We start from the raw sequence: 13,627 nt of genomic DNA, 5'->3' as shown, positions 1-13,627 counted from the left end.
CCGGACGTCCGGTGCCTTTTTCGGTTGGGTTGGTCAGCGTCCGCCGGGTCGGGTGGGGCGAACTTCAATTTTACTGGGCAGCGTCCGCGGGTTCATCCGGATCAGATCGGCCACCATCTGGCCAATGTCTTCGGGCTGGATTTTCCAGGCGTCCTGCTCGTTGGGTTCGTGGTTGTTGAAATGCGTCGCCACGGAGCCGGGCATGATTGTCGTTACCTTGATCCCCTCACTGCGCAGATCGAGCATGATGGCCTGCGTGAAGCCAACCAGCCCGAATTTGCTGGCGTTATAGGCTGAACCTTTCTCAAAGAAGTTCGTGCCGGCCAGACTGGCAATCGTAATGAAGTAGCCTTCACTTTCTTTCAGGGGGGCCAGCGTCGCTTTGGCGGTGTAGAAAACCCCCGTCAGGTTGATATCGATGGTTTCGTGCCACTGCTCGGGCGTCATTTCCTGGATGGACGCAAAGTGGCCAACACCGGCGTTGGCGATGACGTAATCGAGCCGACCCCACTGACTCAGGATGGTATCGACAACCCGTTGCTGGGAAGCCAGGTCGCGCACATCGGCACCGATGCCCAGGGCGTATCCGGCTTTGATTTCGTTTAGTTGGTTGGCGGCCAGTTCGGCGGCAACCGACGACCGGCTCGTTATCGCCACCTTGATGCCTTCCTTGATCAGTACTTCGGCGATGCCGTAGCCAATGCCTTTTGTGCCGCCTGTGATGAGTGCCGTTTTGGTAATGTCTGCCATGAATGCAATACGTTGATAGATGAAGAAAAGCCCGAACCTGGCTTGGGCGATAACCCCGAAGCCCAGCCGAAAGTTTCTGATTGAATAGTCCGAAACCGGTTTTGTAGCAGGCCGTCTACCGAATGCCTGATTAGTTTGACCCCATCTGCCGCTTTATGAAGGGAGCTCCGTATTGGCCGTCTACCCCGTAAAACCAGGCAACATCCCTATGATTGATCAACGAGTCGCTGCTTCACCAGAAACCCGAAGGCAATTGCCGGAAAAACGGGTGCAATCCATTGATGTATTCCGGGCGCTGACGATGCTGTTCATGATTTTCGTCAATGATCTCTGGACCCTGACCGGCATTCCTGACTGGCTGGAGCATTCGCCGGCTGATGTTGATTTTCTGGGCCTGGCCGATGTGGTCTTTCCCTGTTTCCTCTTTATCGTGGGCATGTCGATCCCCTTTGCGATCAATGACCGGCTGGCGAAGGGCGATTCCTATGGACTGATCATACGGCATATTGTCGTTCGCTCGGCTGCCCTGCTGATTATGGGGGTATTCACGGTCAATGTGCCGGAGCTAAACCCGCAGGCAACGGGCCTCAGCAGCGAGTGGTTTCAGATCCTGATGGTCGTGGGTTTTTTTCTGGTCTGGAACGTCTACCCTAGCCAGAAGGGCGCCAGCCAGTACGTCGTCAGGGGCGTGCAGCTAGCCGGGGTGATCCTGCTGGTCGGGCTGGCGATTCTCTTTCGTGGCGGAGACGGTAATCAGCTGAGCCGAATGACTCCGCAGTGGTGGGGAATTTTAGGCCTTATCGGCTGGACGTACCTGACCTGTGCCCTTATCTTTCTGTTCGTTCATCGGCAACCGCTCGGTTCATTGCTGGCCTGGGTGCTTTTTACGCTGGTATGTATCGCTGGCCATGCTGGCTGGCTACGGCAGCTCTGGCCCGACGGTCCGTCGAACTGGATCCTGGGCAACGGGGCTTTTCAATCCTTTACGATGGCCGGGGTGCTGGCTGCGGTACTGCTCAGTCGGTTTCGTAAGAACCAGAGTGCCCAGCACTTGCTTCTGCTCTTTAGCGGACTGGGCGGGTTGCTGCTCCTGGCTGGACTTGCTTCGAGGCAGTTTTTTATCATCTCCAAAATTCAGGCGACACCCACCTGGGTCCTGCTTTGCTCGGGCATTGCCTGCCTGGTGTTTGCTGGTGTGTACGTCCTGGTTGATATAAACGGCAAAAGCCATTGGTTCGACACCATCAGGCCCGCTGGCACGAGTACGTTGACCTGTTACCTGATTCCGTACGTTTGGTACAGCGTTGCTGCGTTGTCGGGTTTGTCGCTGCCCGACTGGTTGACGGTGGGCGTATTGGGCCTGCTGAAATCCCTGTTGTTTGCCTTCCTGATTATTGGCATAACGGCCGTACTGGGTAGAGCAAGGATTAAACTTAAACTGTAACCGAACATGAAGCTAGCTTTGGTGGTGGGTGTTAGTTGCTGGTTCGCGGCTGGCCGACTGGTCGCGCAGGCCGTTGAGTCGGGGGTGTATGAATGGGCAAAAGCCCCGGTTACGCAGAAAGCAAACGTAGCGCAGCGGCTGTTGCTGGAAGGGGCTACTACTGACTTTAAACGCGTCCGGATTCACGCAACGACCCTGCCGGCGCACCAGGTCCCGCACCCGTCGCACCGGCATGACGACGAAGAACTCATCATCGTAAAAGAAGGCGAACTGACCGTCACCATCGAGGGGAAGACAACGACCCTGGGGCCCGGCAGTATTGCGCTGATGATGCCCGGCGACGAACACGGTTTCGACAACCGGGGTAATGCACCGGCCACGTACTACGTTATGCGGTACGAAGCCAACGCCCCCGTCGACACCGCTCGGGGGCGAAAAGCCGGCGGATCGTTCTGGATCGACTTTCGGGACGTAGCGTTTCAGCCCCACAGCCAGGGGGGTATCCGGCGGATGTTCGACCGGGCCACGGCCATGACCAGGCGCTTCGAAATGCACGTAACGACGCTGAACGAAGGGCTATGGAGTCACCCGCCCCATACGCACCGGGCCGCCGAAATCCTCCTCATGATTGAGAACACCGCTCAGGAAAGCATCAACGGTACGCTGCACCCGGCCGCGGTTGGTGCCCTCATCTTCCTGGAATCCAACGTACCGCACGCCATTCAGAACACGAGCAAAGGGCGCTGCATGTACTTTGCCTTTCAGTTTGAGTAACGGCTAGGGTCGGGCGTGGCGCATCTCCAGCCCTACGGATGTTCGGGGTTTGAAGCCCGTCCACGGACCCGCGCTGTCGGTTTCGTTCAGATCAAGGTATTTGCCGTAGTCCTGCTTTTTGAGGTGAATGCCCAGAAACGCCGTTACAAAATGCTGGTTGATGTTGTTGATCCGGCGTTCGTTCCAGGCGGGTTCGGCGTAGCGCATGTATTCGTTCAGCGGCAAGCCCGGCTTCATCGATTCGGCCGGGGGCGGATTGGGCGCTACGTTGTGCCGGGCGTTGACGTACGTGAGCATATACCGGTCGGCATTAACGGCTCCGTCGTAGATGGCCTTGATGCCTTTTTCATACCCCGATACGTCGTCCTTGCTGCCGGCGATAAACAAGGTCGGTCGGTTTAATCCCTTCAGACCTTCGGCATCCCAGACGCCCCGTTCCATACCCCAGGGCGCAAAAGCCACAACCGCTTTGATGCGTGGGTCCTGCGAAGCTTTGTACTCCGGCGCGTTGGTCGACCGAACCTGCAGCGCGGTGCTGCCGCCGGTCATCTGGCCGAAAAACGCAACGGCCTGGTTGCTGTAGCCGGCTCCCGTGGCGTTGAGTACGCCGTAGCCACCCATGGAGTAGCCGACGAGGGCGGTGTTCTTGGCGTCGAGCAGTCCGGCCAGAAACGAGGTACTGCCTTTTTCGCTCAGCCGCGCCATCTCGTTCAGCACAAACAGATCGTCCGGTGCCCGGTTGAGCAGCGTACTCGGAAAAGCGGCTGCGTCGCGGTACGTGGACTCGGTATGGTCGATAGACACCACAACGTAGCCTTTCGACGCCAGGTTTTCCGTCAGGTACGTAAACATCAGCCGGGAGCCGGGGTAGCCGTGCGACACAATCACCAGTGGATAGGGGCTGTCGCCGGGGCGGGGTTCCGCATCGCGCAGGGCTCGTCCCATGAACGTAAACGGTACCAGCGGCCGCTTCGGATCATTGGCGACACCCAGCACCTCGTCGTATTGCACCAGTTCGGCTTTCCCCGCCGGGATGCGGGCCGGATACCAGATTTCGACGGTAAGCGGACGGTCATACAGGGGGGCTTTCCCGTCTTTAGCGTGAAGTACGTCGACCTGACCGGCATGATTCAGTTTCAGCGTACGGACGCCGACCCCGTAGCTGCCCCGGGCGGCCAGTTCAGGGGCATCGGGCAGCGGATCGCCGAACAGAAACGCGTCTTTGGTAGCCTGGGCGTGGGCAAGCGGTGGGTTGGTTAAGGTAAACAAACTAGACAACAGCAGAAAAGTGACCAGTAGTCGTGGTTTCATCGGGCAGTTTTATTGCAGAAAAGTGACATGAAATGAAAATTCAGCTTGCTAAAACAGGCCCGAATAACGCGGGTTACCATGGCATTTGCAACCAATCATGAGCTATAAACGGCCCGTGGGTCGTTGCCCGGCTCTGAGCGCTGTAATTTGCTCCATAGTAAAGGCGGAGGAAAATAGGTCGGCCGATTCGTGGTAGCACCGGAACAGATCAGCGATGAAATGCATCCGCTCGGGTAGATTGGCCCAGTCTACGGCCCCGCTCTGGTTCAGACTATCGGGCGACAGGTCAATCTGCCCGAGCAGGCTCCGTAAATCAGCGTTGGTTAGGGTTCGGAGTGATGCTGGGAACGTAGTGGTCAGGTCGTGACCCAGTCGTAAGCGCACGTTGGGCGGAAAGGTCAGGGTCATCAGGTGGGTCGTAATAGCTGATCGGATTTGCACCTGTACGAGACTAACCAGCCGGTCGAGGGCCTTGTCCAGCGCGTTCGTCTGCCCAAACAGATCGAGGAACGATAGCCGCAAACGGCTCAGCCAGCTTCCGGTCGGAAAGAGCAGTTCGCGCAGTTGGCGTTTCAGTTCATTGCCGTCTATGGTGGCTGCGTTCAATGATTCGGCAATCTCGGGCTGGAGTCGGGTCTGCTCGTGAAAACCCACTTCCAGATTGGCCAGCAACCGGAGTTCACACTGCTTTTTCGGGTCGGTCTCAAACCGCGATTGATAATAGTGCGTGAAAGCCTGACGCAGATACCGCTGGCCGTGGGGTGGATCACCGGGGCGTAGGCCGTCGCAGAAGGCATCCAGGTGGGGTTGCGTAAATACTGTGTCCGACCCGCACGTAGCCATGAAGCGGGCGAACTCCCGGGCTATCTCCTCGAATACTTTTTTATTCCCGCGACTGACGGCATCACTGGCTCGGTCGGCGGCTGCGATCAGCAGCCCGTACCAGACCGATTGCTGAAGCACCGACGTATCGGGTGTAGCATCGAGTTGTTTGGCCAGGGTAATGAGCCGCAGCAACGCCTGGCTGATTGCCTGATCTGTACTTAATACGGCTTCAACCGTACGGATCAGGTCTTCACGCCGAATGGTCTGCCCGGCTTGTTTGGAAGCCCAGGTCGCGAATGTACACCAGTTCGCACTCATACCGATCTGTGCCCGAAAGGCTGCCGATACGTCCGAATAGCACTGGGTAATTTGCAGGTTACGAAGTACCGGATCGGTCAAGGCGGCAATCCGATCGACGTCTGCTACGGTGGGTATGAATTGGGCAGGGGCGGGGCTGGAGAAGGGTTTCGGTACCATGGCGGGTTACTACGTTACTCGCTGAAGCCCCGGACGTATTACACTAAAGCCGGGACCGCATGGTACCAAGGTACACACGCGGTCCCGGAAAGCGGCTGCCCGATTTAGTGTATGGTGAATTGACCGTCGACTATCGCTTTTTAACGTCTGCCAGCAGTTCAACCGCCAGCCGATGGCCGGCCCAGGCGACCTGCTGTTCGGCAATTGGTTTCACGGAGTCCACATAGCCGGTAGGTAGCACGACGCCGTCGTTGCCGGTGCCGCCCTGAAGCTGCCCCTGCTGATACGCCATGGTGCGGGCCAGGTCAAAGCTTTCTTTCGACCAGCTGGTGATATCGGGTTTACGGGGCCGCGGCAGTTCACGGCGGGTATGCGCCTGACTCAGTGAAATAGCCAGTTGGTCGGCGGCTCTGAACGCGTCTTTTCCCAGCAGCATACCGTCCCAGAAGGAGTGCAGGTTGAGCGTGGGGTTGCTCATGGCCATTTTGATCTTGAACAGATTCCCACCCCTGTCGCCTTCCGGAAACTGCGGACTGATCAGAGCGGCCGTGTGAAGGGGCATGTGAACATCGCCCGCCAGGTGAAACAGCCAGCAGAGGGCAATGGCTTTGCTACTATCGGGAGCGTCGCTGGTCAGGATTTTCCGGTTCTGCTCGAACGCCTGCAGGATGTTCTCGCCGGTAGCCAGCGTTGAATCGGTACGGGCTATCCCCAGGCCGGGGTTGTAGACGTAGTTGATGAAGTGCCAGCTCGCGTGATCGTTCGGGTTGTTCTGCCCGCGGATGTCGTCGGGCCAGCGGGCCGCCAGCATGAACAGGTACCGGTCTTTTTCGTCGTCGGTCAGCGATGAATCCCGGAGCATAGAAGCCCATCGGGTCTTCGTATCGGGATGCTGCCGCAGAATTTCGACAACGCGGGCGAGTTTTCGGGGCGATCTGGCCTGCAGGTCGCGGTACGCGATAGCCCCGATCGCCATGTGGGTTGGTTTGTTCCAGCCGTAGGATGGGCCGGCCATGCTGAACACGAGCAGCCAGAGCCAGGCCCGTTTCAGCCGTAAAGCGGATTGCATTACTGAAATAGGTTAGTAAGAACCGCAAAGATACGACGACGGGCCGGGAAAACCGTTTCGGCATCCCGGCCCGTCGGCCTGTTCATGAGTGTTGGTTACTGTTGCAAGCAGAGGTGATTATAGGCATCGACCATCTCGCCGAAGCGATTCCACATCCGGGGCATAGCCGATGGATACTGGCGGATAAAGGCGGGACAGTCGCCGAAGAGTTTTTCGTGTACGGTTTCCACATCGCCCCGTTTGGCGATGAGCGACTCCTGGTTGTCTTTAACGATGACGTAGCTGAGGTCCTGCGGATTGGTGCCCAGGGTGAAATTGCCGAAGCTGTATTCAACGGTGCGTTTCCAGCCCGATACGTCAAAGTACAGGGCAACGCGGCCACCGGGCGGGGTCAGGCGTTCCAGCAGCATCAGTTTTCCGTTGCGCCGGGGATTCGGTACGCGTTCGAATACGATCAGGTCGCGGCTGCGGGGAATGCTGCCGGTCGAATACGCAAAGTCAGGAATGCGCTGGGCCAGTACGCGCAGGGTTTCGCCTTTTACTTTTACCTTTTTGCCGTCGGTGGTTTCGACAACGATTCCCGCCGGTGAATCATTGACGGTGGAACCAACCCGGACGCGGCCGCGAATGGTGTCGTTTTCGGCAGTAACTACGTAACCGTTGGTCCACATCGAGATAGGCCCCAGCGGCTGATATTGGGCAAAGCAGGACAAACTGCTGACGAGTAATAGACTGAAAAGAAGAACTCTCATAATAAAGAGGTATGGTTGACGGGGGTAAATTTAGACGACCAGCTGCCGGACGTAAACCGCTTTTTGTCTGAACTGCCGAACGAGCCGGATGAATTGTCGAAAATTCAGACCGGGGATACTGGCTGTATATCAGCCAGCAAGGCCGTAAGCCCCTTCGGGGATTGGGGTGAAAAAACTGACCACAGCTACAGCGCCAAGCAGCGAGGCTGCACCCGGTTATTTTTGGCAAAGGGGTAGGGGGTTTACAGTAAAATCGGGCAATACAACCTTTTATGCTGTATACAACCGACTCAACCCGACCTGATGAGCGTACCGTTTACCTTCCTTTCCAATCTGATTGGCCCGTTCGTTATTCGATTTGTTGCACTCTCCATTGCGGTACTGCTGACCGGTACGGCTCTTTTCGGTCAGGACAGCGGTAAACTGAAGCTGCGCGGCAAAGTGCTCGATGCCCAGGCCAACACCCCGCTGGCCTTTGCCAACGTCCGGCTGTTCCGACAGGCTGACAGCTCCTTCGTGACGGGAGCGATCACCAGCGAAACCGGTGAGTTTGCGCTGGATGCTGCGACCGGCAACTACTACGCCCTGCTCGAATTCATCGGTTATAAACCCCAGAAAACCGCGGCCATTCGCCTGACCCGCGAAAGCGCGACCGATCTGGGTACGTTCAAACTCCTCCCTACAGCCAGTACATTGAGCGAGGTGGTGGTACAGGGCGAAAAAAGCACGATGGAGCTGGCCCTCGACAAAAGGGTGTTCAACGTGGGCAAGGACCTGGCGAACCGGGGCGGTACGGCGGTCGATATTCTGCAGAACGTACCGTCGGTAGCCGTCGACGTAGAAGGGAACGTCAGCCTGCGCGGGAGTAACAGCGTCCGCATCCTGATTGACGGGAAACCGTCTGGGCTGGTCAGCCTGAAAGGATCGAGCGGCCTGCAGCAGTTGCAGGGCAGCGCCATCGAACGGGTGGAGATCATCACGAACCCATCCGCCCGCTACGAAGCCGAGGGCATGGGGGGGATCATCAACATTGTCTTGAAGAAAGAACGGAAGGAAGGCTTCAACGGCTCGTTTGATCTGATTACGGGAAATCCGGCCAACTACGGGGCGGCTGCCAACGTCAACTACCGGCGCAAGAACCTCAATTTCTTTGTCAACTACAGCGTGTCGTACCGCAATACTCCCGGCCGGAGCAACCAGTTTCAGCGCCTGAACCGCAACGACTCGACGTTTTTCACGCAGCAAACCTGGACGAATCGCCTGAACGGTATGTACAACAACGCGCGGGCGGGCATCGATTACTACTTCAATCCGAAGAACGTCCTGACCGGCGCCTACACGTACCGCATCAGCAAGGGCAAACGCTACTCCGACATTCAGTATCTGGATTACGCGTCGAGTTTAAGCAACCTGCTCAGCATTACGAACCGGCAGCAGGATGAAACCGAAACCGAGCCCAACTCGGAATACGCCCTGAGCTATAAACGGACCTTTGCCCGCGAAGGTCACGAACTGACCGCCGACGTTCGCTACCTCGACAACTGGGAAAGCTCCGATCAGTTCTTTACGCAGCAAACGCTACGTCCCGACCGGACTACGTCGGGCATCCCGAACGTATTGCAGCGGTCGCTGAACGACGAAACGGAGAAGCAGTTTCTGGTGCAGATCGACTACATCCGGCCGTTCAGGAAAGACGGTAAGTTTGAAGCGGGTCTCCGGAGCAGCACCCGCGACATGACCAACGACTACGCCGTAACGGAGCAGATTGCGGATGGTTCGTGGCGACCGTTGCCGGGCCTGACCAACAATTTTCTGTACGAGGAGCGGATTCATGCGCTCTACGGCATCGTGGGCAACAAGAGCCGGAAGTTTTCGTATCAGGCGGGGCTGCGGGCCGAGTGGACGGGCGTAACGACTACGCTCCGGCAAACGAACGACGTGAATCCGCGGCAGTACGCCAACCTGTTTCCGAGCGTTCACCTGACGTATGATCTGCCCCGGCAGCACGCGTTGCAGGTGAGCTTCAGCCGCCGGGTGCGTCGGCCGCAGTACAACGACCTGAGCCCGTTTATGACCTTCAGCGACAGCCGGAACTTCTTCAGCGGTAACCCCGATCTGAACCCCGAGTTTACGAACTCTTTCGATCTGGGCCATATCAAATACATCGGCAACGGGTCGATCACCTCCTCGCTGTACTACCGGCATACGAACGGCAAGATCATCCGCATCCGGCGGGTTGATGACCAGGGCAATGCCAACACCCGGCCCGAAAACCTGGCCACGGAGGATTCCTACGGCGCCGAATTTACCGGTTCCTTTGCGCTGTTCCCGTGGTGGAAACTTGACGGGAGCATGAACTTCTTCCGGGCTATGATAAACGGCGATAACCTCGACGCCAACTTCCAGAGCGATACGTATAGCTGGTTTACCCGCGCCACCTCGCGGTTCACCTTCTGGAAGAGTCTGGACCTACAGATGCGGGGTAACTACGAAGCGCCCCAGCAGACACCGCAGGGGCGTCGGCAGGCCATCGCGACGCTGGATCTGTCCATGAGCCGCGACATCCTCCGCGGCAACGGCACACTGACCCTGAACGTACTGGATGTATTCAACTCGCGCCGGTTCCGTACCATCACAGTAGGCGATAATTTCTACACGGAGAATAACTCACAGGGGCGGTTGCGGCAGGTCAACCTGACGTTCAACTACCGGCTGCGGCAGGCCAAGAAGAAAGCCAAAGAGCCGACCGAAGGGGAGTTCTGATTAGGCTGCGCTACTAAGAAAAGTACCTTTGAGCCGGTGGTCAAGAGGTTGTACTTTTCCTAATAGTAATTTATAACCAGTGTGTTAGTTAGAGTACTGGTGATTGTGGCAACACGTAACAAAATGGTTGACGCGTCAATATGCGTCAGCCATTTTTGCTGACTGGAAGCTGTTGACATAATTTCATCAGCATATTGTGCTGTGTTAATCGTTTGCAAAAACAGCAACCGACCACCGATGTAGATGCCCTTCAATGACGCTTCACCTGCTCCCAGAAGTCGTCGTACATGCCTTTCTGATCAATTTTTGTCCAGATTTTTACCAGCTGCTGATGGTTCTCGGGCGGAGTCGGCACGCTGATTACGTCGGCTAAGGCTGGACGGAGGTAGGCTTGTACCAGCGCAACGTCCCACAATACACGAGTTTTGTCCTGCGGGTTGGTTTCGCGCCAGCGTCGTTCCATGAGTTGCTCAACGGGTTTGTCGTCGGCCAGCTTTTGATAAACATCCTCCCGGTCAACGCGGTATACAGCGGCCGTGTAGGTGGTCATAATGGTCCAGTCAAGCCCCGTTTGATTCAACAGAAAATCCCACCCGTTGAGGTCGCAGCGGACGTTGAATTCGTTTTTATTCCACGCTTTCCGGGCGGTGTCGTAACTGCCACCGAGCGAGAACAACCGAATTTTGGCTTTTACGGTCGAATCGAGTGCAATCAGCGACGCAATGTTGGTAACGGCTCCAATCGTCAGGATATCCAGCTTTTCGGTGGGGCCGAGTTTTTTGATCACCCGCAGCAATTCGGTAGTAGCCGCCGACGGTCGTGGCTGAAATCCGCCCCAGGCGCGGCCCATTTGCCGGTCGGCCCCCAGCGGGTGCGCTATCCGGGTCAGTTTCATGGTCGTCAGGATTTCCTCGTTCAACTTCTGGCTGATTTGCACCGGTGCAATGCCGTCGGTAGGGTACTGGTTCCACTTGTCAAACGTGACCAGATCCGTGTTGTTGAAATGAGCCGAACTTAGCCCTACTACGTCTACCTCGTTGGTGGCCCACAGCAGCCGGATGATAGCGAATACGTCGTCCATTTCGTTGCCCGTATCGGCATCGAGCCAGACTTTTTGCTTCTGGGCCGATGCACTGAACAGAATGGTCAGCGTAAATAAGCCGGTTAGCCACCAGCGGGCGGGTGTTGATTGACGAAGAGCAGGCGGGGTATTCATGTTGTGATTGAGTCACGGCAAGATGGCAATGACTATGGTTGCTAATTAAGGCACTATTTCGCTTAAAACAATCCCTTTGACGTCGGCTACGCGTTTGCCAGCCACCTTTGGAGCCGTCAGCATCAGGCGTTGTTCGCCGGGGCCAATGGTGATTATACCGACAGGCATCACCGCCCAAGGTTTCTCATAGGCCTCCTTCCGTGGCACCCGGTCGGGACTGGGCATGGTGGGTGGGTCGTAGGCTTTGGCAAGGGTAGCCTGGCGGGTGGAGGTGGTCGTACTGATGCGGACCACAGAGCCGGTTTGGTCGGGCGGACAGGTATATTGAATCCCTACAGCGTACCGCTTGGTGTGGCGGCTGGTCACCTCCCACCAGATGCTGTCGGTGGGGGTTTGCCAGTTGGTGAGCCAGTCGTGCGCCCACCCATGGCCTTCGTTAAACCGAACTTGCCCCGTAAATTGGGCTTCGTGGGCGGGCAGTACCTGTTGCCGACGCCCTTCGCCAATGGGCGTGGGCCGGCTACCGGGATTCGTGGCCGCACTTACCGTACTGAACCAGCGCGTGTACAGTTCCTCAAACGCCCGCAGGGTGTCAGGGTAACGGTGGGCAATATTGGTGGTTTGCAGCGAATCGGCCTGCATATCGTACAGGGCCGTTTCGCGGGCTGTTTTCACCCACCGGAACCGTTCGCTCCGGATAGCAGCCGGCACGGCAGACAACTCCCGGGCCAACTGCGCTACATGCGTGAAAATTACCCGGTTCGCAGCGGTTTTAACCGGTCGTCCCAGCAGCTGATCCGCCAGGCTGATACCATCGTAATGCGCTGTTTTTGGGGCCGGTAATGCCAGTAAGTCGGTCAGGGTCGGCACCAGATCGATATGGGCCGCTATAGGACGGATGAGTTGGGGGCGGATTTTTCCCGGCCAGCGCACAAAGAACGGCACCCGAACCCCGCCTTCGTCAACACTACCTTTTATGCCTTTCATGCCCGCGTTGAAGCGGTTGCCATTGGGTCCGTTATCGGTCGAGAAAACAACAATCGTCTCCTCGTCGATTCCCAGTTCGGCCAGGGTGCCAAGGAGCCGCCCAATGTTTTCGTCCATGTTCTGCACCATGCCGTACACACTGGCCAATTCGTCGGAAAGCCCTTTGGCTTTATACGGGTTAAAGTAGCGGTCAGCAACCTGATGCGGGCTGTGCGGGGTGTTGAAGGGAACGTAGCAGAAAAAAGGCTGATCCCGGTTTTTACGGATAAACTCGATGGCCCGGTCCGTCAGCACATCGCTAATGTAGCCCTTCGTTTTCAGGGGTTTGCCGTTGTGATCAAGCTCCGTGTCGAAATAATTGGACCAGTGACCGGCGCAGAAGCCCACAAACTCTTCGAAGCCCTGACCGTTAGGGTGGTTGGGCAGATGCTCACCGTTATGCCATTTGCCAAAACAGCCCGTCCGGTAGCCGTAGCGTTGCAGCAACTCGGCCAGCGTTACTTCGCTGGCCTTCATCACTTCTAAGCCATTGCTCACTGACACTACCCCGGTGCGAAGGTGGTAACGGCCCGTCAGAAAACTGGCCCGCGACGGTGCACAAAGCGGACTGACATAAAACCGATTAAACCGCGCCCCTTCGCGACCAATCAGGTCAATGTTGGGCGTTTCGAGGTACCGGTTGCCGTGTAATTGTAGGTCGCCATATCCCTGGTCATCGGTCAGAATAAACAGCACATTAGGTCTCCGGGCTGGTTTGTGAGCCGGTGTAAAGCCGTACCATAGGCCCGTTGCCACTACGCAAAGGCACAGTAAGCCGACGGTTTTTTGCCTGAAGAACAGCCGGATAGGCCGAATTGATTTGTTGTCTGATAACATGCACATACTAAGCACCGCCGGGCGCGTTGGCTACTTTACCCAACAGTCAGGTTTATGGCGGGGCCTTTGGGCAGAATTAATGGTAAACAAACGAGTCTTCCCGTCAACGGAATGGTAGTTGCGTCCATTGCCAAACCATCCCCTGTGTATTCCGTCGATCGGTCGTATAGAGAAGGCCATCGTAGTGATCTTCTACCCGAAGCCCATGGTCATTAATGTATCAGGTTGCCGGGATAAAGTTAACGAGACTGCTGAGCCGGCTCCTTGCCAGCGCCGGCTCAGTCTGCCGAGATGACGTAATGAGTGGGTTCCCCGCAATCTTTGCCGATGTTTTACCTGTATAGGCTCAGTATGTCGGTGGGCGAACCGCGTGTTGACGAGGG

The 13,627-nt window shown here is 56.9% G+C and carries 10 protein-coding genes; 3 read left to right on the top strand and 7 right to left on the bottom strand.

Going from position 1 to position 13,627, the window contains the following annotated elements; genetic code table 11:
- Positions 1-33: 33 nt before the first annotated feature.
- Positions 34-750: an SDR family oxidoreductase gene (locus DYU11_RS12695; protein ID WP_119668034.1), complete on the bottom strand. Its 717-nt coding sequence runs from the start codon at positions 748-750 to the stop codon at positions 34-36.
- Positions 751-958: 208 nt separating this feature from the next.
- Between DYU11_RS12695 and DYU11_RS12690 the strand changes: the two genes are divergently transcribed.
- The gene (locus tag DYU11_RS12690; RefSeq protein WP_119668033.1) at positions 959-2,194 is read left to right on the top strand and encodes a DUF5009 domain-containing protein; all 1,236 of its coding nucleotides are present in this window, start codon (positions 959-961) and stop codon (positions 2,192-2,194) included.
- 6 nt (positions 2,195-2,200) lie between these two features.
- Complete coding sequence (locus tag DYU11_RS12685) at positions 2,201-2,968, top strand: cupin domain-containing protein (protein ID WP_119668032.1); 768 nt, start codon at positions 2,201-2,203, stop codon at positions 2,966-2,968.
- A 3-nt stretch (positions 2,969-2,971) separates the two neighbouring features.
- Here DYU11_RS12685 and DYU11_RS12680 read toward each other — a convergent pair whose 3' ends face one another.
- The 4 genes from DYU11_RS12680 to DYU11_RS12665 form a co-directional block, all read right to left on the bottom strand.
- The gene (locus DYU11_RS12680; protein ID WP_119668031.1) at positions 2,972-4,279 is read right to left on the bottom strand and encodes an alpha/beta hydrolase family protein; all 1,308 of its coding nucleotides are present in this window, start codon (positions 4,277-4,279) and stop codon (positions 2,972-2,974) included.
- 102 nt (positions 4,280-4,381) lie between these two features.
- Positions 4,382-5,581 (bottom strand): hypothetical protein, encoded by a 1,200-nt coding sequence (locus tag DYU11_RS12675; RefSeq protein WP_119668030.1) that lies wholly within the window; start codon positions 5,579-5,581, stop codon positions 4,382-4,384.
- Positions 5,582-5,711: 130 nt separating this feature from the next.
- A complete protein-coding gene (locus DYU11_RS12670; RefSeq protein ID WP_229365807.1) occupies positions 5,712-6,650 on the bottom strand; it encodes a S1/P1 nuclease in 939 nt (312 codons plus the stop codon).
- A 95-nt stretch (positions 6,651-6,745) separates the two neighbouring features.
- The gene (locus tag DYU11_RS12665; protein ID WP_119668029.1) at positions 6,746-7,402 is read right to left on the bottom strand and encodes a hypothetical protein; all 657 of its coding nucleotides are present in this window, start codon (positions 7,400-7,402) and stop codon (positions 6,746-6,748) included.
- Between the two features lie 303 nt (positions 7,403-7,705).
- Between DYU11_RS12665 and DYU11_RS12655 the strand changes: the two genes are divergently transcribed.
- Entirely contained in the window at positions 7,706-10,165 is a 2,460-nt protein-coding gene (locus DYU11_RS12655) for a TonB-dependent receptor (protein ID WP_119668027.1), read from the top strand.
- A gap of 250 nt (positions 10,166-10,415) precedes the next feature.
- Here DYU11_RS12655 and DYU11_RS12650 read toward each other — a convergent pair whose 3' ends face one another.
- Both DYU11_RS12650 and DYU11_RS12645 read right to left on the bottom strand, forming a co-directional pair.
- Complete coding sequence (locus DYU11_RS12650) at positions 10,416-11,381, bottom strand: nucleoside hydrolase (protein ID WP_119668026.1); 966 nt, start codon at positions 11,379-11,381, stop codon at positions 10,416-10,418.
- Positions 11,382-11,426: 45 nt separating this feature from the next.
- Entirely contained in the window at positions 11,427-13,163 is a 1,737-nt protein-coding gene (locus tag DYU11_RS12645) for an arylsulfatase (protein WP_229365806.1), read from the bottom strand.
- Between the last annotated feature and the right edge of the window lie 464 nt (positions 13,164-13,627).

Source organism: Fibrisoma montanum, assembly GCF_003583365.1.
GTDB lineage: Bacteria > Bacteroidota > Bacteroidia > Cytophagales > Spirosomataceae > Fibrisoma > Fibrisoma montanum.
Note: the sequence above shows the minus strand (reverse complement) of the source record. Positions and strands in the feature narration are given on the sequence as shown.